Origin of the sequence: Brevundimonas sp. Bb-A (assembly GCF_009394735.1) — a bacterium.
Taxonomy (GTDB): Bacteria; Pseudomonadota; Alphaproteobacteria; order Caulobacterales; family Caulobacteraceae; genus Brevundimonas; species Brevundimonas aurantiaca.
Map to the genome: position 1 here is coordinate 1,653,193 of NZ_CP045456.1, position 23,028 is coordinate 1,676,220.

Annotated in this window: 22 protein-coding genes and 1 pseudogene; 13 read left to right on the forward strand and 10 right to left on the reverse strand. The window is 67.3% G+C overall.

Annotation, left to right across the window (positions count from 1 at the left end; genetic code table 11):
* Positions 1-35: 35 nt before the first annotated feature.
* Both BSP_RS08115 and BSP_RS08120 read right to left on the reverse strand, forming a co-directional pair.
* Positions 36-653, reverse strand: a complete 618-nt coding sequence (locus BSP_RS08115; protein WP_054765396.1) for a 50S ribosomal protein L25/general stress protein Ctc — start codon at positions 651-653, stop codon at positions 36-38.
* Positions 654-805: 152 nt separating this feature from the next.
* Positions 806-3,091 carry an ATP-binding protein gene (locus tag BSP_RS08120; protein ID WP_227975894.1) on the reverse strand — a complete coding sequence of 762 codons (2,286 nt, stop codon included), beginning with the start codon at positions 3,089-3,091 and terminating at the stop codon, positions 806-808.
* Positions 3,092-3,243: 152 nt separating this feature from the next.
* Here BSP_RS08120 and BSP_RS08125 point away from each other — a divergent pair, with 152 nt between their 5' ends.
* The 6 genes from BSP_RS08125 (at position 3,244) to phoB (ending at position 9,933) form a co-directional block, all read left to right on the forward strand.
* Positions 3,244-4,656, forward strand: a complete 1,413-nt coding sequence (locus BSP_RS08125) for a cell wall metabolism sensor histidine kinase WalK (RefSeq protein WP_054765398.1) — start codon at positions 3,244-3,246, stop codon at positions 4,654-4,656.
* Positions 4,657-4,800: 144 nt separating this feature from the next.
* Complete coding sequence (gene pstC, locus BSP_RS08130) at positions 4,801-6,231, forward strand: phosphate ABC transporter permease subunit PstC (RefSeq protein WP_054765399.1); 1,431 nt, start codon at positions 4,801-4,803, stop codon at positions 6,229-6,231.
* A complete protein-coding gene (gene pstA, locus BSP_RS08135; protein WP_054765400.1) occupies positions 6,224-7,528 on the forward strand; it encodes a phosphate ABC transporter permease PstA in 1,305 nt (434 codons plus the stop codon). The genes pstC and pstA overlap by 8 nt, the downstream gene beginning before the upstream one ends.
* A 4-nt stretch (positions 7,529-7,532) precedes the next feature.
* A complete protein-coding gene (gene pstB, locus BSP_RS08140) occupies positions 7,533-8,495 on the forward strand; it encodes a phosphate ABC transporter ATP-binding protein PstB (protein WP_054765401.1) in 963 nt (320 codons plus the stop codon).
* Positions 8,495-9,220, forward strand: coding sequence for a phosphate signaling complex protein PhoU (gene phoU / locus BSP_RS08145; RefSeq protein ID WP_054765402.1), 726 nt, complete (start codon positions 8,495-8,497; stop codon positions 9,218-9,220). Before pstB ends, phoU begins: the two co-directional genes overlap by 1 nt.
* A 20-nt stretch (positions 9,221-9,240) precedes the next feature.
* Positions 9,241-9,933, forward strand: coding sequence for a phosphate regulon transcriptional regulator PhoB (gene phoB, locus BSP_RS08150; protein ID WP_152949895.1), 693 nt, complete (start codon positions 9,241-9,243; stop codon positions 9,931-9,933).
* A 7-nt stretch (positions 9,934-9,940) separates the two neighbouring features.
* Here phoB and BSP_RS08155 read toward each other — a convergent pair whose 3' ends face one another.
* The 5 genes from BSP_RS08155 to BSP_RS08175 form a co-directional block, all read right to left on the reverse strand.
* Complete coding sequence (locus BSP_RS08155; protein WP_156314185.1) at positions 9,941-11,104, reverse strand: CsgG/HfaB family protein; 1,164 nt, start codon at positions 11,102-11,104, stop codon at positions 9,941-9,943.
* Between the two features lie 42 nt (positions 11,105-11,146).
* The gene (gene hfaB, locus BSP_RS08160; RefSeq protein WP_054765405.1) at positions 11,147-12,049 is read right to left on the reverse strand and encodes a holdfast anchoring protein HfaB; all 903 of its coding nucleotides are present in this window, start codon (positions 12,047-12,049) and stop codon (positions 11,147-11,149) included.
* Between the two features lie 131 nt (positions 12,050-12,180).
* Positions 12,181-12,618 carry a holdfast anchoring protein HfaA gene (gene hfaA / locus BSP_RS08165; protein WP_054765406.1) on the reverse strand — a complete coding sequence of 146 codons (438 nt, stop codon included), beginning with the start codon at positions 12,616-12,618 and terminating at the stop codon, positions 12,181-12,183.
* Between the two features lie 59 nt (positions 12,619-12,677).
* On the reverse strand, positions 12,678-13,376 hold the full coding sequence (locus BSP_RS08170) for a hypothetical protein (RefSeq protein ID WP_054765407.1): 699 nt from the start codon (positions 13,374-13,376) through the stop codon (positions 12,678-12,680).
* A 74-nt stretch (positions 13,377-13,450) separates the two neighbouring features.
* Entirely contained in the window at positions 13,451-14,374 is a 924-nt protein-coding gene (locus BSP_RS08175; protein ID WP_054766903.1) for an Hsp33 family molecular chaperone, read from the reverse strand.
* A gap of 169 nt (positions 14,375-14,543) precedes the next feature.
* Between BSP_RS08175 and BSP_RS08180 the strand changes: the two genes are divergently transcribed.
* The 4 genes and pseudogenes from BSP_RS08180 to BSP_RS08190 all read left to right on the forward strand — a co-directional run bounded on the left by BSP_RS08180 (position 14,544) and on the right by BSP_RS08190 (position 19,143).
* Positions 14,544-15,209: a YtxH domain-containing protein gene (locus tag BSP_RS08180; protein WP_227975895.1), complete on the forward strand. Its 666-nt coding sequence runs from the start codon at positions 14,544-14,546 to the stop codon at positions 15,207-15,209.
* Positions 15,210-15,330: 121 nt separating this feature from the next.
* A pseudogene (locus tag BSP_RS16610) lies at positions 15,331-15,858 on the forward strand (HAD-IB family phosphatase); the annotation flags it as partial.
* 135 nt (positions 15,859-15,993) lie between these two features.
* Positions 15,994-17,223 carry a phosphoglycerate dehydrogenase gene (gene serA, locus BSP_RS16615; protein ID WP_227976103.1) on the forward strand — a complete coding sequence of 410 codons (1,230 nt, stop codon included), beginning with the start codon at positions 15,994-15,996 and terminating at the stop codon, positions 17,221-17,223.
* A gap of 114 nt (positions 17,224-17,337) precedes the next feature.
* Positions 17,338-19,143 carry an autotransporter domain-containing protein gene (locus BSP_RS08190; protein ID WP_152949904.1) on the forward strand — a complete coding sequence of 602 codons (1,806 nt, stop codon included), beginning with the start codon at positions 17,338-17,340 and terminating at the stop codon, positions 19,141-19,143.
* A gap of 22 nt (positions 19,144-19,165) precedes the next feature.
* On the opposite strand, the gene BSP_RS08195 is transcribed toward BSP_RS08190, so the two are convergent.
* The gene (locus tag BSP_RS08195; RefSeq protein WP_054765410.1) at positions 19,166-19,729 is read right to left on the reverse strand and encodes a GGDEF domain-containing protein; all 564 of its coding nucleotides are present in this window, start codon (positions 19,727-19,729) and stop codon (positions 19,166-19,168) included.
* Positions 19,730-19,907: 178 nt separating this feature from the next.
* On the opposite strand from BSP_RS08195, the gene purE reads away from it, so the two are divergent.
* Together purE and BSP_RS08205 are read left to right on the forward strand one after the other, a co-directional pair.
* The gene (gene purE / locus BSP_RS08200; RefSeq protein WP_152949906.1) at positions 19,908-20,399 is read left to right on the forward strand and encodes a 5-(carboxyamino)imidazole ribonucleotide mutase; all 492 of its coding nucleotides are present in this window, start codon (positions 19,908-19,910) and stop codon (positions 20,397-20,399) included.
* A complete protein-coding gene (locus BSP_RS08205; protein WP_054765412.1) occupies positions 20,400-21,482 on the forward strand; it encodes a 5-(carboxyamino)imidazole ribonucleotide synthase in 1,083 nt (360 codons plus the stop codon).
* A gap of 24 nt (positions 21,483-21,506) precedes the next feature.
* On the opposite strand, the gene BSP_RS08210 is transcribed toward BSP_RS08205, so the two are convergent.
* Both BSP_RS08210 and BSP_RS08215 read right to left on the reverse strand, forming a co-directional pair.
* The gene (locus BSP_RS08210) at positions 21,507-21,836 is read right to left on the reverse strand and encodes a hypothetical protein (protein ID WP_182713922.1); all 330 of its coding nucleotides are present in this window, start codon (positions 21,834-21,836) and stop codon (positions 21,507-21,509) included.
* A 96-nt stretch (positions 21,837-21,932) separates the two neighbouring features.
* Positions 21,933-22,580 carry a COQ9 family protein gene (locus tag BSP_RS08215; RefSeq protein ID WP_152949918.1) on the reverse strand — a complete coding sequence of 216 codons (648 nt, stop codon included), beginning with the start codon at positions 22,578-22,580 and terminating at the stop codon, positions 21,933-21,935.
* Between the two features lie 188 nt (positions 22,581-22,768).
* On the opposite strand from BSP_RS08215, the gene rpsU reads away from it, so the two are divergent.
* Positions 22,769-23,011: a 30S ribosomal protein S21 gene (gene rpsU / locus BSP_RS08220; RefSeq protein WP_087120183.1), complete on the forward strand. Its 243-nt coding sequence runs from the start codon at positions 22,769-22,771 to the stop codon at positions 23,009-23,011.
* The last annotated feature ends 17 nt before the right edge of the window (positions 23,012-23,028 follow it).

A 23,028-nucleotide genomic window follows, 5' to 3' on the forward strand; every position in this document is an offset into this window, starting at 1 on the left:
CGGGCGGGGCCTGATCCGGTCGATGCGACGAAGGCTCAGCCTTCGGTCGTCTCGGCCTCGGCGGCTTCGTCGGCGGCGGCCGACAGGGCGGCGGACGAGACCTTGATGGTGGCGATCACGAAGTCGCGGTCGGTGATGGTGGGCTGCGCGCCCTTGGGCAGGGCGATGTCCGAGATGCGGATGGTGTCGCCCATCTGCGCCTTGGCCAGATCGACCACCAGTTCTTCCGGAATGCTGTCGGCCTTGACCAGGATTTCAACGGCGTGACGGACGACTTCCAGCGAACCGCCCTGACGGGCGAACGGCGCTTCGTCAGCGTTCTTGAAGTGCACGGGCACTTCGATCTTGACCGGGGCGTGCTCGTCGACGCGCATCAGGTCGAAGTGCAGGGGACGGTCCGACACCGGGTCGAACTGTACGTCCTTGGCGATGACCGGCTGGGTTTCTTCGCCGTACTTCAGCGTCACCAGATGGCCCAGCAGCTTGCCGGTGTAGAGCGACTTGCGGAAGTCCTTCTCGTTCACCGAAAGGGCGACGGGGGCCTTGTCGCCGCCGTACAGGACGCCCGGCACGAAACCGGCGCGACGGGCGGCGCGGGCGCCACCGGTGCCGACGCCTTCGCGGACGTCCACGTTCAGAATGATCTCGGCCATCTGGCTCGCCTCAACAACAACGGAAACACCGCGCCAACCCTGGGCCCGCGCGGCGGGGGTCATGAACCCTCGAATTCAAGAGCGCGGGCTATTACACGCATCATGACGGATGTGCAACCGCCTGAGACCGGATCGGGGACCGCTCAGCGGAATCACGCCGCCTGAGCGTCGATCTTCGGCAGGGCGGCGGGGTCGATGACGATCGCCAGCAGTTCGGCGGCGTTGAACGGCTTGGCCAGATGGTGGTCCGCTCCGGCCGAGCGACCCGCCGCCACATGTTCAGGCATGGCGTTGGCCGTCAACATGACGATCGGGGTTCGCGCCGACCCGGTCGCGCTTTCATGCAGTCGAATCTCCCGGGTGGCGGTCAGGCCGTCCATCACCGGCATCTGCATGTCCATCAGCACCAAGTCAAAGCTGCGAAGACGGAAGGCGTCAACGGCCTCTGCGCCGTTTTCGACCATGCACAGCTCGACCGAGGTCTGGGCTAGAATCAGCTCGATCACCCGACGGTTGGTGGGATGGTCGTCGGCGACCAGCACCCGCACGGGACGGCGCAGGCGAGCCGGCGTTTCAGGGTCGGCCTGGGGTTCGCTCTGGGCCGGAGCGTCGCAGACCGACAGGGGCAGGGTCAGTATGAAGGCCGAGCCGCCCCCGGGCTCGCTTTCGCAATCCAGGTCGCCGCCCATCATCTCCGCCAACTGGCGGCAGATCGACAGCCCCAGGCCGGAGCCGCCGAACTTGCGCGTAATGCCGCCGTCGGCCTGTTCGAAGCGTCGGAACAGACGCTCTCTCGTCGCTGAGTCGAAACCGATGCCGGTGTCTTCGACGGTGAAGCGCAGGGTCGGCCCACGCGCATGGTCCGCTCCACGCTGGACGGTCAGGCCGACAAAGCCCTGGCTGGTGAATTTGACGGCGTTGGAGATCAGATTGGTCAGGATCTGCTTCAGGCGCACGACGTCGCCCCTGACCCAAAGCCCGTCTTCGACATCGATGTCCACATGGAAGCCGAGGTGCTTCTCGCGGGCGTTCTCGGCATAGAGCTGGGCCGCCTCGCGCACCGCGCCAGCCAGTTCGAAGGCGTCCTCAGTCAATTCCAGCCTGCCCGATTCGACCCGCGCCAGATCCAGAATGTCGCTCAGCAGGGTCCGAAGCGTCTGGCCGGAGGCTTGCATCAGATCCAGGATTTCGCGCTGCTCGGCCGTCAGTTCCGTCTTGGCTAGAGCCTGGGACAGGCCGATGACGCCGTTCAGCGGGGTGCGAATCTCGTGGCTCATATTGGCCAGGAACAGGCTCTTGGCCACATTGGCCGCCTCGGCCGCGTCGCGCGCCTCGCCCAGGGCGCGGGCGTCGTGCTTCAGGTCGGTGATGTCGTTGCAGACGGTGACGGTCCCACCCTCCGCCGTCCGGCGGTCCTGGATCCGCAGCCAGCGGTCGCCAGCCACCTGCTGCTCAATGAAGGAGGATGCGGCGCGGCGCGCCCTCAGCCGCTCGGCGATCCACTCGTCCTCGCGCCCGATGGCGTCGTCATACCGCCCTTCGTCCATGCCGATCCGAATCAGGTCCAGGAAGGGGGTCCCGACCTTTAGAAGCGGCCCCAGTTCCGGGTTCACCTGGGCATAGCGGGCGTTCCACAGCACCAGTCGATCGTCGGCGTCGAAGAAGGCCAGGCCGTCCGGCATGGCTTCGACCGCCTCGCGGATGCGCGCCAGGGCTCCCGCCCGCGTCATATAGGCCATGACCCCGATCACCCCGCCCGTTCCGCCGACGGCCAGAAAGACGAGGATGATCAGGGGGCGCATCGCCTCTGGAGACAAGGCGGCCTGCCGTCCCGCCGCCGGATCGGGCGTCACGCTCAGCGCCGCCGTACCCATGACATGGAGGAACATGATGGCGGCGACCGCCCCGCCGGCGCTCAACAACAGGCGAGGAAGGCTGCCCCGACGATGCAGGAAGGCGGTTGCGCCCGCGATGGCCATGCCGCCGACGATAGACAGAACCACCAGATCGGACCGCCACTCCATCCGACCGGACGCCTGGAAACCCACCATGCCCAGATAGTGCATGGCCGCCACGCCGGACAAGGCGATCAGCCCCGCAAACGTCCGCCACAGCCGTCCTCGCGCCAGGGCCACGACGACGGCCAAGCCGATCATCGCCATAGCCAGTATGCTGGACCCCAGGGCCAGGCCGACGTCATAGGTCCCGCCCAGGCGGGCGGCCAGCGCCTTCATGGCCAGGACATGGGCCACCCAGGTCGTGAGCGAGGCGACGATGCCGGCGGCGACGGCGAGCCGCCAGCGCGTCTTGACGTCCCGCCGGCGTGTCAGCTCGATCAACTGCAGGGTCGACGCCATTCCCGCAAAGCAGAAGGCGACGGCGAGCAGGCTGAGCCGCCAGTCGTGACCGTACAGGACCGCGTCCATCGTCCGAACCAAGGAAGTTCCCCCTTTGGCGACAGCCTGCCTAAAACTCCTAAACAAACCGTGCGGTCAGGCTTGGAGAAATCGCCGGTCCTGTCGGCGCGGCGTCACAAAATCCGTGCAAGGATGGGATTTACCCAACCGTTCGAGCGAGTCTCGCGCCGCCCATGTCCTATGATTCCTCGCCTTCGCCGGTGGCGCCGACCTCGACGTCTCGACTCTGGACGGTCGGCATCAGCATCGCGATCGCGGTGGGGGTTCTGCTGGGTCTCGCCTTCGTCCATCCTCAGATCGCCGGATGGCTGGTCGGCGGGGCGGTGGTGGTGGCCGGATCGGCCTGGCTGCTGAACGCCCAGTCGCCGGCGCCGGCGCCGACGCCGACGCCGGAGGGCGCGCCGGCGGACGGGCCGACCGATCCCGTCACCGCCGACCTGCTGGACCGGGTGTTCGAAAGCCTGGACGATCCTGTTCTGATCGTCAGCGGCGGCGAACCGGACGACATCGCCGGTCGGCGCATCGTGATGGCGAACAAGGCCGCGCGCGACCTGTTGCGGATTCATCGTCAGGGCGCGCTGCTGGTCCAGGTGATCCGTGAGCCGGGGGTGCTGGAAGCCGTGGACGAAGCCCTCTTCGGCGACGTCTCGCGCACGACAGACTACACCACCGGCGGGCAGCGGGACCGGCGCTGGCGCGCCTGGACGCGGCCCTTGTCCACCGAGGCGGGGGAGGGGCGCGATCCCCTGGCCCTGGTCGTCCTGCGCGATGAGACCGCCGCGCGCCGCACCGAGATGATGCGCGTCGACTTCCTGGCCAACGCCAGCCACGAACTGCGCACGCCGCTCGCCTCGCTCAGCGGCTTCATTGAAACCCTGAAAGGTCACGCGCGCGACGACGCCGCAGCGCGCGACCGATTCCTGGACATCATGTCGGCCCAGGCGGATCGCATGGGACGTCTGGTCGCCGACCTTCTGTCGCTCAGCCGGATCGAGCTGAATGAACATATTCCGCCGTCAGGCCGGGTCGATCTGGATCGCGCGGCGGCCGACGTGGTCGACGCCGTCAGCATTCTGACCCAGGCGAAACAAATCGTCGTGGCCCTGGATCGCGGGGAGACGCGCGCCTCCATAAACGGCGACCGCGACGAAATCCTCCAGGTCGTCCAGAATCTGCTCGACAACGCCGTCAAATATTCGCCTGCCGGGGGAACGGTGGAGATTTCGGTGCGCTCGGACCTGTCGTTCGACGAGGCCTGGTCGTCCCGCATGCCGGGCGCGACCCGGCTGCCGCTTGTCACGCCGGACCGGGCTGCGGGCGTCCTCTATGCCGCCGTCACCGTGCGCGATCACGGGCCGGGCATGGCGCGCGAGCACCTGCCGCGACTGACCGAGCGATTCTATCGGGTCGAAGGTCAAAAGAGCGGCGAGCGCCAGGGCACCGGACTGGGTCTGGCCATCGTCAAACACATCGTCAATCGCCACGAGGGCGGTCTGGTGGTGGAGAGCGCACCGGGTCTGGGCGCCGCATTTACCGCCTGGTTCCCCATGGTGGTCGAACGGCGGGATGTTCGCGCCGCCTCCTGATCGCCGCGCCGCGCCGCCTGCGCTGTTATGGAACTGTCATCAAGTCGTCTTATTCCGCTGACCATTCGCGGGCAGTAGTCGCGCCGCGTAGCCGCCGGATCGCCGGCCTTCTTTCGATTCGCGCCTGACCGCCTCGGACCCGGAATGATCTGGATTTACCTACTGATCCTCGTCGCGCTCAGCGTCGCCGCCTATCTGGGCGGTCGCGCCCTGGCCGTCCGCCGCGCCGTCGGGGCCAAGCCGCATTCGCGACCCGGACAGCATGGCGCCTACGCCCTGATCTGGGTCGCCGCGCCGGCCCTGCTGGTTCTGGTGCTGATGAGTCTGTTCTCGGCGCCCCTGGAGCGGCAGCTGACCGCAGTGGACACGCCGCCGGAGGTGGCCGCCCTGGATCCGTTCCGTCGCGACGCATTCTTCGCCGACGCCCATCGCCTCGGTCGCGGCGAGCCCGCCCTTCAGATCTGGGAACGGCCCCTGGCCGAGCAGCTCCCGGTCGAAGCGCGCCGCATGGTCAGTATCGAGCGCACCTTGAAGTGGGGCGGGGGACTGGCCGCCGTCCTGGCCGCCGTCCTGGGCGGTCTGTTCGCCATGACCCAAATCCGTCCCCAGACACGCGCGCGCAACCGGGTGGAAGGCTGGGTGTACGGCGCCCTGTTCGTCTGTTCCGCCATCGCCGTTCTGACGACGATCGGCATCATCGCCTCCCTGGCCTTCGACTCCTTCCGCTTTTTCCAGCGGGTCCCGATCTTCGACTTCCTGTTCGGAACCCAGTGGAGCCCCCAGATCGCCATCCGCGCCGACCAGGTGGGATCGACCGGGGCCTTCGGCGCCGTGCCCCTGTTCGCGGGCACCCTGCTGATCATGGCGATCGCCATGTGCGTGGCCGCGCCGATCGGACTTCTGTCGGCCATCTATCTGTCGGAATACGCCGGGCGCGGCACGCGGGCGGTGGTCAAGCCGCTGCTGGAGATTCTGGCCGGGGTGCCGACGGTGGTCTACGGCTTCTTCGCCGCCCTGACCGTGGGGCCGCTCCTGCGGGTCTTCTTCAATGAAATCGGGCTGTTTCTGATCGGCGGACCGCTGGACGGCCTCGGTCATTATCTGGCCCTGGTGCAGAACCAGATGGCTCTGACGGCCGGCGCTGTGATGGGGATCATGCTGATCCCCTTCGTCTCCTCCCTGTCGGATGACATTCTGAACGCCGTGCCCCAGACCCTGCGCGACGGCTCCTTCGCCATGGGCGCCACCAAGTCGGAGACGGTGAAGCGGGTTCTTCTGCCGGCCGCCCTGCCGGGCATCGCCGGCGCCCTGCTGCTGGCCATGTCGCGCGCGATCGGCGAGACCATGATCGTGACCATGGCGGCGGGCCTTGCGGCCAACCTGACCTTCAATCCGCTGGACACGGTGACCACCGTCACGGTCCAGATCGTCACGCTGCTGACCGGCGACCAGGAGTTCAACAGCGCCAAGACCCTGTCGGCCTTCGGCCTGGGGTTGACCCTGTTCATGGCGACCCTGGTGCTCAACATCGTCGCCCACCGCATCGTGCAGACCTATCGGGAACAGTATGACTGACGCGACCTCCGATCGCCTCGCCGGCGCGACCGACAGGACGCGGCTGGACCGACTGCGCGCCGGGCTGAAACGACGCCACGCCAAGGAGGCGCGGTTCAAATGGTATGGCCGTCTGGCCATCGCCGCCGCCGTCCTGTTCCTGGCGATCCTTCTGGTGCGGATCGTGGAGCAGGGGCACACCGCCTTCTACACCCATACGGTGACCGTCCCGGTCTATATGGACCCGGCCCGCGTGGATCGGGCCTATCCTCAAGGGTCCAACTTCGAGCAATTGGCCGCCGAGCAGCAGCTGGCGCGCTGGGGCGTTCAGGACGACGCCGCCGGTCGCGCCTCGGCCGAAATGCGCGGCCTGTTCTCGTCCGAGCTGAAGTTCGTCGCCGCCGACCTAGTCGCCAAACGCCCGGACGTCATCGGCGAGACCGTGCCCCTGGCCGCGCCCCTATCGGACGATGCGGACCTGTATCTGAAAGGCGAGATTTCGAAATCGACCCCTGAAGACCAGCGCCGTCTGACGGATCGGCAGATCGCCTGGTTGGAGCGGATGCAGGCCGAGGGGGTGGTGGGGGCGCACTTCAACACCGCCCTGTTCACCAACGGCGACTCGACCCAGCCGGAACTGGCGGGCGTGCTGGGCGCGGTGGTGGGTTCGGCCCTGATGCTGATGGTCACCGCCCTGATCGCCATTCCGCTGGGCGTCGGCGCAGCGGTCTGGTTGGAGGAGTTCGCGCCCAAGAACAGGCTGACCGACATCATCGAGGTCAATATCAACAACCTCGCAGCCGTGCCCTCGATCGTCTACGGCCTGTTGGGCCTGGCGCTGTTCATCAACTGGATGCACCTGCCGCGCGCCAGTCCCCTGGTCGGCGGCCTGGTCCTGGCTCTGATGGCCCTGCCGACCCTGGTCATCGCCACCCGGTCCTCGCTGAAGGCGGTGCCGCCCTCGATCCGGGAGGCGGCCCTGGCCATGGGCGCCTCGCGCACCCAGACGGTGTTCAGCCACGTCCTGCCCCTGGCCATGCCGGGCGTGATGACCGGCGCCATCATCTCCATGGCCCACGCCCTGGGCGAAACCGCGCCCCTGCTGCTGATCGGCATGGTCAGCTTCGTGCCGGGCGTACCGCACGCCATCGACCAGCCGGTCGGCGCCCTGCCGTCGCTGATCTACATTTGGGAAAACGCCTCTGAACGCGCCTTCCACGAACGCACGGCTGCGGCGATCATCGTTCTGCTCGTCTTCATGATCATCATGAACGCGGCGGCTATCATCTTGAGGCGGCGCTTCGAGCGCCGGTGGTAAGAGCATGAAAACTCGCATCTTCCGTTCTGCTGAAGACCAGACCGGCGCCGGGACGGCCGATCCGACCGACGCCGTGCGCATGGGCGGTCAGGTTCTGCCTGCGGCCGTGAGTGAAGCGTCTGAAACGGCTGGCGACGCGGACCGGATCGAGGCCGCCGCCGAATCTTCGCGCCAGGCGGATCAGACGGTCGTGGCTACGCCGCCCACCGGCCCGATCAAGATCGCCGCGCGCGACGTTTCGGTCTTCTACGAGGGCAAACAGGCCCTCTTTGAGGTGTCGCTGGACATACCGGACAAGACGGTCACGGCCCTGATCGGTCCTTCGGGCTGCGGCAAGTCGACCTTCCTGCGCACCATGAACCGCATGAACGACACCATCTCCGGGGCCAAGGTCACGGGGCGGATCGCCATGGACGGCGAAGACATCAACGACCGCTCCATCGACCCGGTCCTGCTGCGCGCGCGGGTCGGCATGGTATTCCAGCGTCCGAACCCCTTCCCCAAATCGATCTACGAAAACGTCGCCTACGGCCCCAAGATCCACGGCCTGGTCTCGGCGAAGTCCGAGATGGACGGCGTGGTCGAAAGCGCCCTGAAACGCGCGGGCCTTTGGGATGAAGTCGCCGATCGCCTTCAGTCCTCGGCCATGGGCCTGTCGGGCGGCCAGCAGCAGCGTCTGGTGATCGCCCGCGCCATCGCCGTGAACCCCGAAGTGATCTTGATGGACGAGCCCTGCTCGGCGCTTGATCCCATCGCCACCGCCCGGATCGAAGAGCTGATCGACGAACTGCGCGAGCGGTTCTGCATCGTCATCGTCACCCACTCCATGGCCCAGGCGGCCCGGGTGTCGCAACGCACGGCCTTCTTCCACATGGGGCGTTTGGTCGAGACCGGCGACACCGAAGACATCTTCCAGAATCCGCGCGAGCGGCGCACCCTGGACTACATCACGGGACGCTTCGGCTAATGAACCAGCACACGGTCAAGGCTTACGGCGACGAGCTGAATCAGATCACGGCCGAGATCGCCCGCATGGGCGGTCTCGCCGAGGCCCAGGTCGCAGATGCGATCGACTCTGTCGCCCGGCGCGACATCGCCCTGGCCCGCGCCGTGGTCGAGCGGGACCTCAAGCTCGACGCCCTGCACCGTGACATCGAAAAGAAGGCCATTCGCCTGATCGCCCTGCGCCAGCCGGTCGCCAGCGACCTGCGCCGCACCCTGGGCGCCATGAAGATCGCGACCGACCTGGAACGCACCGGCGACCTGGCCAAGAACATCGCCAAGCGCGCCCTGATCCTGGCCGAGGGCGAGCCCATGCAACCCCTGACCCGGTCGATCGAGCGGATGGGGCGGCTGGTCTCGACCCGGCTGCGGGACGTGCTGGACGCCTATACGGCCTCAGAGCTGGATCGCGCCGTCGCCGTCTGGCAGACCGACGACGAGGTCGATGAGCATTACAACGCCCTGTTCCGCGAACTGCTCACCTATATGATGGGCGACCCGCGCACGATCGGGGCCTGCACCCATCTGCTCTTCATGGCCAAAAACCTGGAGCGGATCGGCGACCACGCGACCAATATCGCCGAGACCGTGCACTACGAAATCACCGGCGAAGACATCGTGGGCGAACGCCCGCGCGCCCAACCCACGGCCGAAGATTCCGATCCGACGCCGAACCTTTCGACGCACTGACCCGAGACCGGAGACCCGACGTGCAGCCCTATATCCTTGTGATGGAAGACGAGGACGCGCTGGCGACCCTGCTTCAGTACAACCTTGAAAAGGAAGGCTACGACGTCACCGTCGCCGCCGACGGCGAGGAGGGGATGCTCCAGATCGACGAGCGCCAGCCCGATCTCGTTCTGCTGGACTGGATGCTGCCCAAGCTGTCGGGCATCGAGGTCTGCCGTCGCATCCGGGGCAAGGCCGAGACGCGCAACCTGCCCATCATCATGCTGACGGCTCGCGGCGAGGAAAGCGATAGGGTGCGGGGGCTGGATACCGGCGCCGACGACTATCTGACCAAGCCCTTCTCGATGGTCGAGCTGATCGCCCGCATCCGCGCCGTCTTGCGCCGCATCCGTCCGGGTCTTGCCGACGACCGCCTGAACCACGGCGACATCATCATCGACCGCGTCTCCCATCGGGTGAAGCGGTCTGGGCAGGAAGTCCATCTGGGGCCGACCGAGTTCCGCCTGCTGGATCACTTCATGCAGCATCCGGGCCGGGTCTTCAGCCGCGAGCAGCTGCTGGACGCCGTGTGGGGGTCGGACGTCTATGTCGAGGCGCGCACAGTGGACGTCCACGTGGGCCGTCTGCGCAAGGCCCTGGCCATCGGCGACGACAGCGCCAATCCGATCCGCACGGTCCGCTCAGCCGGCTATTCGCTGGATCTGGAAGGCTGATCAGCCCTCAGCGCCGGACGCGCCAGGTGCCGGGCTCGATCACCGGCCCCGGATGGGCTTGAACCGATCGATTTGACGCCGTCTGGACGGGGAGGGGAATGGGCGTCGCCGCCTCAAGGCGTCGCTCGATTTCAGGCTCTACCGCACGGGCGATCCGGGGCGCCGCGTCTTCGGCCATGAGGAAGTGATGCGGACCCAGGGGAAGCAGAGGCGTGACCCCGTCTTCGCTCTCCAGTCCGTCGGGCAGGCAGGCGGACCGGTCCAATCCATAGAGGTGGCTGGCCAGGTCGAATACGCCGCGTTCCACCAGGGTGCGGATCCCCAGCTGCATCGGCTCCAACTGGCTGGCGCCCCCCGATATGTCGAAGACGTTGCCGTCCAGAAAGTCGAAGACGCCGGCCTTGATCTCTCGGCCGATCAACTGCTTCTGATAGGAGGCGACGGCCGCGACCTGTTGGCTGACGGAATCCACCAGGCGCAGGTCGATGGCGATATTCATCACAAAGGCGCTGTTGCGGAAACTGCCCTTGGCGCCCTGGCTGTCCACCTCGCCCCCGGCGGCGTCGACGCCCGAAGATCGGATGTTGTAGTTCAGCTCGGTGACGCCGCCGACGATATAGTAGCGCGAACCCGCGATCTGACCGGCCAGGACCGGTCGGGGGGCAAGAGCCGTCGCATCGGCCGGAACGACGGTCGAGACCACCTCGGGGTCCGGTTCCGACGGCGTCCGGGGCGCGATCGTCGCGGCAGGCGTCGTTTCGCCGATCAGGGCCCCGGACAGAGCCCCCGTCTGGGCGTAGGCCAGCTCGATGTCGGACACGGAGCGGTCATAGCGTTCGACCACCGGCAGTCCGGCTCGGCCCAAGGCGGTCATGGCGAAAAGCGCGGCGCCCTGGCTGACTTTTCGTCCAGTGTCCCAGTCGTTCTTGCCGGTCAGGTCCGAAATGGCCCCCACGGCCAAGGTCGGCCCGCGCAGGCTCTGGGCGCGCGCCACCCGTCCAAGGCACTCTAGCGATTGAGTGTAGGGCGTCGGGTTCGGTGTCGCCGGCGCGCCCCCCAGGGTGCGGGCGTAAAGCCCGGTCGCCGGATCGTAATGGGCGCCGACACAGCCGGACATTCCAACGGCCGCGACGCACAGGGCGGCGGTCATTTGTATCGACAGGCGCTGCATGGCGCCTTGAATGCCCCAAATCCGTGAAGATTCAGGAAAGCGTCAGGAGCCGGGCAGGGCGGCGTAGGTCGGCAGCGTCGGACCGGACGGATTGGCGGCCGGGTTCAGACAGTCGGCGGTCGCGTTCCCGCCCTGAAGATTGGCGATCAGCTGAAATACGCCCCGCTCGACGAGCGTGCGCACCGCCGCTTGCAAAGGCTCCATGGCGCCGCGTCCGCCGTTCAGATTGGCGCCGTAGTCTCCGACCGTCCCGACCACCCCCAGGCTGGCGTCGCGCCCAGTCACCTGTTTCTGGAAAGAGGCCATGTCGATCACCTGCTGTGTGCGGGTGTCCACCAGGCGCAAATCGACGGCGACGTTCATCACATAGCCGGTCGTGGACGCCGTGCCCCGCACCCCGGCTGCGGCCGCCTCTCCGACCGTGGCCTTCAGACCGGAGGAGGCGATATTGTAGTTCAGCTCGGTGACGCCGCCGACGATGTAGTACTGCGACCCGGCGATCTGGCCCGCATAGATGGGGCGGAAGTTCTGTGGATCGGAGCCCGCCCGTTCGGGGGTGTCCGACAACAGATGTTGGCGGGCGTAGTTCAGCTCGATCTCCGCGACGGAATTGTCCAGCCGTTCGACAACGGGAACGCCCGCCTTACCCAGGGCGGTGATGGCGAACAGGGCCGCGCCCTGCGGGATTTTGGCGCCAGTGTCGAAATCCACGCGCCCCGTCAGGTCGGAAATCCGGCCGACCGAGATGCGCGGGGCCGGGCGCCCCGCCGCACGTTCCGCCAGGCAGGTCAAGGCAGGTGTATAAGGAGTCGGATTGGAGGTGACAGGGGCGTCGCCGATCGGCGGGACATAGTTCTGGCGCGTCTCAGCCGACGCCAGGCCGGGCGTCAGTCCCAGACCAGCGGCGATAACGAGCGCGGCGGCGCGAAGGGCGATCGGCGACATGTGTCGTTCCTGAACAGTCTTAGGTCTCTCGACGGTTGAAACGCACCGTTCGGGCCAGCGGGAAATTCGCCCGGAAAACGAAAACGCCCGTCGGCGAACCGACGGGCGTCCAGCCTTCCCTGATCGAAGACCTATTGTCCGGTCGTGTTGCGTCCGGTCACTGTGGTGGTCGCATTGATCGGGGCGTTGTTGATCTGTGTCGAATCCAGCACCACCGTGTTCCAGGAACCGTTGACGTTGACGTTGATCTGATTGCCGATCGCCGTCGAACTGGCGGTCAGGGCCCCCGCCGTGAAGCTGTCTGCGCCGGAGCGGAAGAAGTCCGCCCCGGAGGTCTGGCCGTTGGCGTTGACGTTGATCTGGCTTCCGCCCTGACCGTCCTGGATCACCCCGTTCATGATGACGCGGTTGTTGTTCGCATCACGGGTGGACGGATTGAAGGCGGTGGACAGGGTGCGGCGGGCCCCACCGTATCCGGCCTCCATCTGGGCGACGCTGGACTGGGCCTGAACCGCGCTTGCAGCGGCGAGAAGGCTCAGAACGAAGAGCGCAAGCAGCCGGTGTCTCATTTAAGTCTCCTCGCCTGATCTGTGGCGGGACGCGACCGCGGCCGCGTCCCGCCGTAGGATCAGAAGCCCTTGACGGTCAGGCTGTTGCCGATCGACGTGGCGGCGGCGTCGATCTTGCCGGAGACGGCGCCGACCGACAGGTTCGTCACGGCGTTCAGAGGCGCGGCGTGGGCGAACTGGTTGGAGGACAGGTTGGCCACGTCGGCGGTCACATTGGCGATGTTGCCGCCGGCGATGGCGCTGACGGTCAGATCGCCGCCGACCGAACCCAGCTCGGCGTTGACCACGGCCGACGGATCGCGGTTCAGGATTTGCTGGTTCAGATCGATGCGGCCCGCCTGCGCCACGTCCACCGACGTGTTGTTGGCGATGGCGCTGGAGTTCAGGGTGACGTCCGAGGCCGCGTCGCCGATCTTGGCGTTCAGCGTAGCGTAGGCCTCGCCTTGGAAGACTTGGTTCGAAGACAGGGATTCGACCGACCGGCCCTCGGCCTTGAAGTTGTTGCCGATGGAGGTGGCGGCGGCGGTGACGGTGTCGGCGGCGTGACCGATTGTGGTGTTGACCGTGGCGTTCAAGATCGAGTTCGTGCCGTCGATGCGCTGGGTGTTGGCGATCGACTTGCTCCAGACTGCGTCATAGCAGGGGTCGGTGGGGCGGCAGGTGTTGCTGGTGGTGGTCGTGGTGGCGGTCTGGGCGAAGGCGACAGGCGCGACGCTCAGAGCGGCCAGTGCGGCGGCGGCGGCGATGGCGGTTTTCATGGCGATGTCTCGAATTCGGTCAGAGGGACGGTCCTCCGTCCCCCAGGTCGCAAACACCATGCCTGAATGCCCGATCAGATCTGGGCCGCCACCACCTCGTCCGGTTCCAAGGCGTAGACCGTGGCGCAATATTCGCAGGTGACGTGGATACGCCCGTCGTCCTCGATCATTTCGGCCCGTTCGGCCGGGTCGAAGGAGGCCAGGACCGAGGCGATGCGGTCCTTGGAACACCGACAGACGGCCGTCAGCGGTCGCGCACCCTCCAGCCGGACCCCGTCCTCGTGGAACAGGCGGAACAGCAGGGTTTCGGGCGTGATGGTGGGGTCGATCAGTTCGTCGTCGGCCAGGGTGCCGAACAGGGCGCGGGTGCGGTCCCAGACTTCCTCGGTCGAGCCGCGCGTCTCGTCGCCGGCGATGATCTGGATCATCGCCCCGCCGGCGCGCCACTGGACCCCGGCGCCGGTCTGGACCGAGCCGACGGCTAGGCGCACCTTGGTCGGCACCTGTTCTGACTGCTGGAAATAGTGTTCGGCGCACAGAGACAGGCTCTCGCCCTCGATCGGGGTGATGCCTTGCGTTCGTTCGAAATCAGGACCGCGGTCCAGGGTCATGATGAAAACGCCCTGACCCAGCAGGGTCCGGGCGCCCGGCCGCGCGAAGCCCTGAGAGGCCGCCGCCACCTCGTCCTCGTCATAGCGGCAATAGCCCCGCAGAGAGCCGTCCGTGCCATAGTCGGCGACGACATAGCGCACCGGCCCGTCGCCCTGGGCCTGGACCAGGAGCCGGCCTTCGAACTTCAGGCTGGAGCCGATCAGGGCCGCCAGGGCGCAGGCTTCGCCCAGCAGGGCGGCGACCGGCTCAGGATAGGCGTGGGCGGCCAGTATGGTGTCGATCGCCGCGCCCAGCCGAACCAGGCGACCGCGCACGGGCCAGCCCTCGATCTGGAAGGCGGCGGCCAGGTCGTCGGAAACAGCGGATTGGGGCGCGTGATCGGTCACGGCAAGGTCCTTGGAAGGCGTCATTTCGGGATCGGGGCTATTTAGGCGCCCGAGACCGGCTTGGTAAGAGGCACCCCCAACATCCCGCCGGCCGCGCCTCAAGGGCTTGCGCCTGCGCCCAAGCCAGGCATCTTTCTATCTGATCCGGTCGGGTGGGGCGGAACCGTTTTTGGCGCGGTTCGCTCCTTCGCTGATGCGGAACCGCCGTTCCGCCTATCGGCCGAACGACGGCGGGCGCCGTGACCCGACCGCGAACGGTCTGGATGAAGAGGTTCACTATCCTATGGTCCGTAACTTCAACGCCTTGGACGAAGTTCGCAAACATCCGGGCGTCAGCGCCGGAACCCTGGCCGCCCTTCTGGTCGGCGCCGGTCTGGCCATCTATCTGTCGCAGCGCAGCGGCCCGACCCGCTATGAGCGGATCAAGATGCGGATGAATCCCCGCGGCTGGGTCGATACGGCCGATCTCCGCGACCGGTTGCATGACGCCGTGGACGCTTTCCGCCACCGGGCCGAAGACGCCGGGGAATGGGCTGGCGAGCGCGCCGGCGAATGGTCGCGCGAAGCGCGTCACCGGGCCGCCGACGGCGCCCGTTACGCCCGCGCCCGCGCCGACGGCTGGTTCCACGCAACTCGCAAGGGCTCCAAGAAGGCGCTGAAGAAACAGGGCAAGAAGGCGCGTCACTACGCCGATGAAGCCGGCGCCTACGCCCGGGATCATGCACGGGAGGGCGGGGCCTTGCTCGCCGTCGCGACCCTTGCGGCTGCGATCGGCGCCGTCGTTCTGGAAAGCCGCCGGCCGGACAGCCGCGTGCGCCGTATCGCCCGGTTCTGAGATTTCTTGCCGTCCGCAGCTCGGAATATCGCGGCGGGCGGCAAGGATTAAGCGCAACTGATCGCCTTCTTCAGCACGCCTCGGCTTTGCCGCAGGCGCGAAGGCGGCTAAGACGCGCTCCATGACTGCGCGCCCCACCCTGATCTTCGACTTTGATTCGACCCTGGTCGATTTCGAGACACTGGAAGCCTTGGCCGACCTCGCCTTGGCGGACTCGCCCCAGGCTGAGGCGACGCGGGCCGAGATCGCCGCCCTGACCGATCAGGCCATGGCGGGCGACCTCGCTTTTGGGGAGGCGCTGCGTCGGCGTCTGGCCCTGCTGCCCCTGACCCGCGACCATGTGCAGTCCCTGGCGGAGCGCGCGCCCGACCGGCTGACCGCCTCTGTGCGGCGCAATCTGAACTTCTTCCAGCAGCACAAGGGCAGGGTGGTCATTCTGTCCGGCGGCTTCCGCGAGGTGATCGCGCCGGTGGCCGAACTGCTGGGCGTTTCGCCCGACCGGGTGCTGTGCAACGACCTGATCTATGACGCGGACGGGCGGGTGACGGGCGTCGACGACGCCAATCCCCTGTCCCACGCCGACGGCAAGCCGGCGGTGATCCACGCGCTGAACCTGTCGGGTCGCGTCGTCATGGTCGGCGACGGCTGGAACGACGCCGAGGTCAAGCTGGCCGGAGCGGCCGACGCCTTCTACGCCTTCACCGAGGTCGCGCGCCGTCCGTCGGTGATCGAGGTCGCCGACGCCGAAGCTGCTTCTCTGGATGAGGTGCTGCACGCCGAGGGCCTGTCGGGCCGCTGGTCCTTTCCTCGCAGCCGGATGAAGATGTTGCTGCTGGAGAACATCCACCCCGTAGCCGTCGAGCGGCTGGAGGAGGCCGGCTATTCCGTCGAGACCATGAAGGGCGCCTTGGACGAGGACGATCTGATCGCCGCCATCAAGGGCGTGCATGTGTTGGGCATCCGCTCGAAGACCACCGTCAGCCGCCGTGTGCTGCAGGAGGCCGATCGGTTGATGGCGGTGGCCGCCTTCTGCATCGGCACCAACCAGATCGACTTAGAGGCCGCCGCCGATCACGGGGTGGCGGTGTTCAACGCCCCCTATTCGAACACCCGCTCGGTCGTGGAACTGGCCATCGGACTGATGATCGTCCTGATGCGCGACGTGCCCGACAAGTCCGCCGCCATGCACGTCGGAAAATGGAACAAGTCGGCGACCGGGTCCAAGGAGTTGCGCGGCAAGACCCTGGGAATCGTCGGTTACGGCGCCATCGGCAGCCAGCTGTCGGTGCTGGCCGAAAACCTGGGCATGCGGGTGCTGTTCTACGATCTGTCGGAACGGCTCGCCTTGGGCAACGCCCGGCGTATGCGGTCGCTGGACGCCCTCTTGGCCGAGAGCGACGTCGTGACGCTGCACGTCGACGGGCGGCGCGAAAACGCCAACATCTTCGGCGCGACCCAGTTCGCCCGGATGAAGGAGGGGGCGCTGTTTCTGAACCTGTCGCGCGGCCATGTGGTGGACGTCGGCGCCCTGGCCCAGGCCATGGGGTCCGGCCGGATCGCCGGGGCTGCGGTCGATGTCTTCCCGGAAGAACCGCGCACCAATTCCGACCCATTCGAAAGCCCGCTTCAGGGGCTGAAGAACATGATCCTGACGCCGCACATCGGCGGATCGACCGAGGAGGCCCAGGAAGCCATCGCCGAGTTCGCGGCCGAGCGCCTGCTGGGCTATCTGAACCGGGGCGACACCACCTTCAGCGTCAATCTGCCGAATGTGCAACTGGCCGAGGTCTCCGGCGCGCACCGCATCCTGCACATCCACAAGAACCAGCCGGGGGTCTTGGCCGACCTTAACCGGGCGCTCGCGGCGGCGGGTCTGAACATCCTGGGTCAGCATCTGAAGACCGACGAACGCACCGGCTATGTCATCACCGATGTGGACAAGGACTACGATCCGGAGGCGCTGCGCACGCTGAAGACGGTGATCGGCACCCTGAAGTTCCGCACCCTGCATTAAGCGTCTGCGACATATTCTTTCCGAAGACTGACGTAACGGCATCTTGCGCTCTTCGCAGAGTGGCGCATCCTCCCGACCTAACGGCCGCGACACAGACGGCTGTGGGAGGAACATATGTCACGCTATCTCAACGGCGCCGCCGCCGCGGCCCTGGCGCTCGCCGCCTGCGCCTTCGCGGGGTCCGCCTCGGCCCAGACCTATAATCGCCTGGTCGTCTTCGGCGACAGTCTGAGCGACAACGGCAATCTGTATCTGGCCTCGGCCGGCACGCAGCCGCCGTCGCCGCCCTATTATCAAGGCCGGTTCTCCACCGGCCCGGTCTTTACGGAGTTGCTGGGCTTCAACGCCGTCAACTTCAACGGGTCGGTCAGCGGCAGCATCAACTACGCCTTCGGCGGCGCCCGTACCGATTCGTCGGCCGGCCCGCCGCCAGGCATGCTGACCCAGTTGGCCGCCTACACCAGCCGGGGCGGAACCTTCGGCGCCAATGACCTGGTCAGCGTCCTGGGCGGCGCCAACGACATCTTCCAGGGCCTGCCCGCCGCCGGCGCCTCGTCCAGCCCGGTGGCCGCCATCACCCCGGTCGCGACGACGGCGGCCGCCAACGTCAACAGCCTGGTCAACAGCGTCGCCGGGGCGGGGGCAGGGACCATACTTGTCACCAACCTGCCCAAGCTGAGCCTGACGCCGCAGTTCCGCGGCACGACGGCGGCGCCCCTGGCGGACTATGCGGTGACGACCTTCAACACCGCCTTGCAAACCGGCCTGACGACTACCGCCGCCGGCCGACCGGGCAGCAACATCATCCTGATGGACCTGTTCAAGATCGGCGACACCATCGCCGCCAATCCCGGCCAGTTCGGCATCACCAACGTCACCCAGCCCTGTTTCAACGGAGTGACCGTCTGTTCGAACCCGAACAGCTATTTCTACTTCGACGGGGTTCATCCCACGGCGGCGGGGCATCAGGTCATGGCCCGGCTGGCGACCGACTATCTCTATTACGGCGACCTCGGTTCCCAAGCGGCCTTGCAGGGCGAGACCGCCTTCCGGCATCGGGAGGACGCGCTGGACGCGGCCAGCGAGGCCCTGTCCGGCCGCGAGGCTTGGGAGGCGGGCGTGGCGATCACCGCCTCGGCCATGGTCGACAGCGTCGAGACGGATGCGCGCGGCTCGGTCACCGATTCGTCCAGCGACGGCTGGGGCGCTCGCATCGCCCTGGAAGCCGGTCCGTCGGAACATTGGCGTTTCGGCATGGCCGGGACGGCCCGCACCAGCGAGGTCGAAAGCCAGGCCTTGACCTTCAGCGTCGAAAGTTTCGGCCTGGACCTGTACGGCGGCTGGCGCTCGGGCGACCTGTTCGTCAATGCGGCGGTCGGGGTGGCGCGCGACAATATCGACGACATCGAACGCACCACCAGCCTGGCGCCGATCGTCCATACGGCCGAGACACGCGCCCTCAGCACCGGCGCGCGTTTGCAGGGCGGGATGTGGTTCGAGATGGGGGGCCTGGCCCTGTCGCCTCGCGCCGCCGTCACCTGGGCGACCAGCGACGTCGACGGCTATTGGGAGCAGGGCGTCGCCGCCCAGTACCAGTACGAAGATCGCGAGATGAAGGCGATCAGCGGCGAGGTCGCTTTGCGGGCCGAGGCGGAGATGGGCCGTTTCGCCCTGTTCGCCGAGGGCGGCTATCGCGACGCCCTGGACGACAGTTCGGATCCGCTCCGCGTCGGCCTGTACAATAATCCGGCCCAGGTGCTGGAGCGTGAGGTGGAGGAACCCTTCGGCGGCCAGTTCCTGGCCTCGGCGGGGGTGGAGGGCTCGGTCGGCCCTGTGAAGGTGTCGGTGGCCTATCGCGGTCGTTACGGCGAACACGCCGACAGCCATATGGGCGGCGTCCAGCTGCGCCTGCCCCTGTAGGACGGAAGGCGGGGAAGGGGCCTCAGCGCCCCTTCTTGCGCACCCACATGGCGGCGTCGGCCTCGGTCAGCCAGACCTCGGCGTCCGTATGGCCGTCCCAGGCGCGGACCCCGAAAGAGCCCCCCAGGGGGGTGCGTTCGCCGTTCCAGACGAAGCCTTCGGTCTCCAGAGCCTCGGCCAGCTGTCGCGCCTTGGCCCGCCCGTCTTCCTGGCCGGCGTTCAGCATCAAGAGGGCGAATTCGTCACCGCCCAGGCGGCCCACGGCGTCGGATTCCCGCAGATGGCCGATCATCATCCGCGCAACGGCCACCAGCGCCGCATCCCCGGCGGCGTGACCCAGGCGGTCGTTGACCCCCTTGAACCCATCCATATCCAGATAAAGCAGGACTGCCGGCACCTCATGCCGCTGGCAATAGGCCATGGCCCTTTGTAGGGCGGCGACGAAGCCTCGACGGTTCAGGGCCGGGGTCAGGACGTCGTGATCGGCCGCCGCCTCGGCCGCCGCCGCGCGCTGTTTCCAGGCGTCCAGCTCGGCGCGCAGGCGCGCGATCTCGGCGGTCAGGTCGTGTTCGGCCACGTCGGTCACGGCGCAGGCAGGCTCCGGCGGCGCGACTCAGACGGACGCGCGATAGGTCGATGTTAGAGGCTGGACGGCAGAGATTGAAGGCGGCGCGGCGCGGATTCCGGCGATGAACCGGCGCTGTTCGGTTGCGGCGGCGCCCCGTGTGCTGTAACGGGCGCCTTTCCGCGAGGGGCCTTGAACTATGGCGACTTCCGCAACGCCGGTGGCGATCATCATGGGCAGCCGTTCGGACTGGCCGACGATGAAGCTGGCCGCCGACAAGCTGGATCAGCTGGGCGTCGCCTGGACGGCCAAGGTCGTCAGCGCCCACCGCACCCCGCAGCGACTGGTCGAGTTCTCCACCGGCGCCAAGGCGGCGGGCTTCAAGGTCATTATCGCCGGAGCCGGGGGCGCCGCCCATCTGCCGGGCATGGCCGCCTCGATGACGGACCTGCCGGTGCTGGGCGTCCCGGTTCAGTCCAAGGCCCTGAAGGGCATGGATAGTCTGCTGTCGATCGTGCAGATGCCGGCCGGCGTCCCGGTCGCCACATTGGCCATCGGCGAGGCGGGCGCCGCCAACGCCGGCATCCTCGCTGCCCAGATCCTGGCCCTGTCGGATGAAGCCCTGGCCCAGCGCCTCGCCGCCTTCCGGGCCGCCCTGACCGATTCCGTCGCCGAAACCGTCGAGGACTGAGTGCCCCAGCTTCCGCTTCCCCCAGGCTCCACCCTCGGCATCCTCGGCGGAGGACAGCTGGGTCGGATGCTGAGCCAGGCCGCCTCGCGCCTGGGCTTCGACGTCGTGATCCTGGATCCGGAACCGAACAGCCCTGCGGGCCGCGTGTCCCATAGCCAGATCGTCGCCGCCTATGACGATCCCGAGGCCCTGACGGCGCTCGGCCGCGCCGCCGACGTCGTGACCTTCGAGTTCGAGAATGTGCCGGCCGCCTCCATCGAGCGGCTGGCCGAGGCCGGCGCCCTGGTCGCGCCGGGGCCGACGGCGCTTCGCGTGTCGCAGGACCGGGTGGACGAAAAGACCTTCCTGAACGCCGTCGGCGCCCCGACGGTGGATTTCGCCGTGGTCGATACGCTGGACGACCTGGTCGTCGGCCTGACGGAGCTGGGCCTGCCCGCCCTGCTGAAGACCCGGCGCGAAGGCTATGACGGCAAGGGCCAGGTCTGGATCCACGCCATCGAGGACGCGCCCGCCGCCCTGGAAAGCCTGGGCGGCCGTCCGGCGATCCTGGAGGCCAGGGCGACCTTCGTGCGCGAACTGTCGGTCATCGCCGCCCGCGACTGGGACGGTCATATGGCGGTCTATCCGCTGGGCGAGAACCGGCACGAGGGCGGGGTGCTGCGCACGACCCTGGCCCCCGCGGCCGTCGACGAAAAGACCCAGGTGCGCGCCCGCGCCATCGCCGAGGCGATCCTGGACGGTCTGGACTATGTGGGCGTGATCGGGGTCGAGCTGTTCGACCTCGGAGACGACGTTCTGCTGGTCAATGAGATCGCCCCGCGCGTCCACAATACCGGCCACTGGACTCAGGACGGCTGCGTCTGTGACCAGTTCGAACAGCATATCCGCGCGGTGGCCGGCTGGCCCCTCGGCCCCACGGCGGCCCATGCCCGGATCGAGATGAAGAATCTGCTGGGCGACGAGGTCGATCAATGGCGCGCCCTGTCGGCCAAGGCCGATGAACGGCTGCACCTCTACGGCAAGGCCGAGGCCCGACCGGGCCGCAAGATGGCCCATGTGAACCGGGTGTTGGGGACGGTCTGAGGCCGTCTGTGGCGATCGCTTCGGTCAGCGACCCGATTCGTCGACGATGTGAGCCAGCGCCAGTCGCCCGACGAAGGCTCGTCCCGGATTGTCGCCGGCGCACCATTCGTGCGGGCTGAACAGGTCGAACAGGCCGATCTTGGCCAGTGTGGGCACGGCCAGTTCCAACTGGCGCTCCACATCGCCCCGTGCGCCCTGATTATAATGTTCGATGTTGAGCAACATGGTGGCGACCGTGCCGGTCTGGACCGTGCTGCCGTCCTTCAACTTCACAGCGGGCAGGCGTTCCCCATCCGCCACAAGCTTCTGGTTGATCGCGTTCAAGGCGGTCGTGTGAAGAATCTCGTCGGCCATGCGCATCGCTCCTGGGACTGAAGCTTAGCTGGCGCTCACCCGTCTCGAATGCAACGCTGCGCAGCGACAAAGGAGCGAAAGCGGCGAGACGGGCGCCTAACCTCGCGCCCCATAACGGATGCGACTCAGCACATCCGTCACCTTGCGGAACGGCGCCTCGAAATCCTTGCCAGCCTTCCACTTTTCGAAGGCCATGACGTTTTCGATGCGGCGAGCGACAAAGGCTTCCGCCGCCTCGCTGCCGTCGAACCAGCGCATCGTCAGGGCGGGAATCAGTATGCCCGACAGGATGGTCCGCTTCGAATAGTGGTTCCAGTCGGTCGATTCATCCCCAGCCCAGCGCCACAGATGGTCGGCCGTCTCCCACGCCAGCTTCAGCCCCAGATCGGTGTTGGTCGGCAGGGCCAGGAAGGCGGCGCAGCGGCGCGTCGCCTCCAGATCGGCGGCGCCGGCCTCCATCCGTTCGGACACGGCGCGGGCGATTCGCTCGCGAATCTTCAGCGACTTGGGATCGACGGCGCCCAGGGCCTCCAGGGCGCGCGCGTCGTGGCGGCGCGACAGCAGGGCCGCCAGATCCCGCGCGCCGTTGGGCAGCAGCAGTTCCTCATCCCCCACCGAGAGGCCGCAGGCTTCGCACGCCTCCCGGACCAATCGGGCGTTCCAGCCCAGGGCGGGGGCGCGGGCGACGGCGGCGTCCAGCACGGTCTGTTCGGTCTGATCGGCCCAATCGTCGGTCTGTGTCATTGGCGGATCATACGCCCGTCTTGTCGGGGTTTCGAGCCTGGAAGAATGGTTGCGACGAACTGGACAGACGCGACGGGCTCGTGTATCAGCCCGCCTTCATCCGAGAGCCTCGCTCCCGGGAGAGGATTTTATTTGTCTGCCCGTCTCCCTTCGAAAGGACGCGGCGGGCGGCCAAAGGAGAGATACCCCTGGTTCAGATTTTCGTCCGCGACAACAACGTCGATCAAGCGCTGAAAGCCCTCAAGAAGAAGATGCAGCGCGAAGGCAGCTTCCGTGAAATGAAGCGCCACGTGCACTATGAAAAGCCGTCGGAAAAGCGCGCCCGCCAAAAGGCCGAGGCCGTCCGTCGCGCCCGCAAGCTGGCCCGCAAGCGCGCCCAACGCGAGGGCCTGCTGCCTGCGCCCAAGCCGCGCGTCCCCGGCGGCCGCTAAGGCTCAGCCCGAAAGGG

What these genes read in the sequence shown, in the direction of transcription:
- BSP_RS08115 (WP_054765396.1), bottom strand. Translation starts at nt 653, where the DNA reads ATGGCCGAGATCATTCTGAACGTGGACGTCCGCGAAGGCGTCGGCACC.
- BSP_RS08125 (WP_054765398.1), top strand. Translation starts at nt 3,244, where the DNA reads ATGTCCTATGATTCCTCGCCTTCGCCGGTGGCGCCGACCTCGACGTCT.
- pstC (WP_054765399.1), top strand. Translation starts at nt 4,801, where the DNA reads ATGATCTGGATTTACCTACTGATCCTCGTCGCGCTCAGCGTCGCCGCC.
- pstA (WP_054765400.1), top strand. Translation starts at nt 6,224, where the DNA reads ATGACTGACGCGACCTCCGATCGCCTCGCCGGCGCGACCGACAGGACG.
- pstB (WP_054765401.1), top strand. Translation starts at nt 7,533, where the DNA reads ATGAAAACTCGCATCTTCCGTTCTGCTGAAGACCAGACCGGCGCCGGG.
- phoU (WP_054765402.1), top strand. Translation starts at nt 8,495, where the DNA reads ATGAACCAGCACACGGTCAAGGCTTACGGCGACGAGCTGAATCAGATC.
- BSP_RS08155 (WP_156314185.1), bottom strand. Translation starts at nt 11,104, where the DNA reads ATGCAGCGCCTGTCGATACAAATGACCGCCGCCCTGTGCGTCGCGGCC.
- hfaB (WP_054765405.1), bottom strand. Translation starts at nt 12,049, where the DNA reads ATGTCGCCGATCGCCCTTCGCGCCGCCGCGCTCGTTATCGCCGCTGGT.
- hfaA (WP_054765406.1), bottom strand. Translation starts at nt 12,618, where the DNA reads ATGAGACACCGGCTGCTTGCGCTCTTCGTTCTGAGCCTTCTCGCCGCT.
- BSP_RS08170 (WP_054765407.1), bottom strand. Translation starts at nt 13,376, where the DNA reads ATGAAAACCGCCATCGCCGCCGCCGCCGCACTGGCCGCTCTGAGCGTC.
- BSP_RS08190 (WP_152949904.1), top strand. Translation starts at nt 17,338, where the DNA reads ATGTCACGCTATCTCAACGGCGCCGCCGCCGCGGCCCTGGCGCTCGCC.
- purE (WP_152949906.1), top strand. Translation starts at nt 19,908, where the DNA reads ATGGCGACTTCCGCAACGCCGGTGGCGATCATCATGGGCAGCCGTTCG.
- BSP_RS08210 (WP_182713922.1), bottom strand. Translation starts at nt 21,836, where the DNA reads ATGGCCGACGAGATTCTTCACACGACCGCCTTGAACGCGATCAACCAG.
- BSP_RS08215 (WP_152949918.1), bottom strand. Translation starts at nt 22,580, where the DNA reads ATGACACAGACCGACGATTGGGCCGATCAGACCGAACAGACCGTGCTG.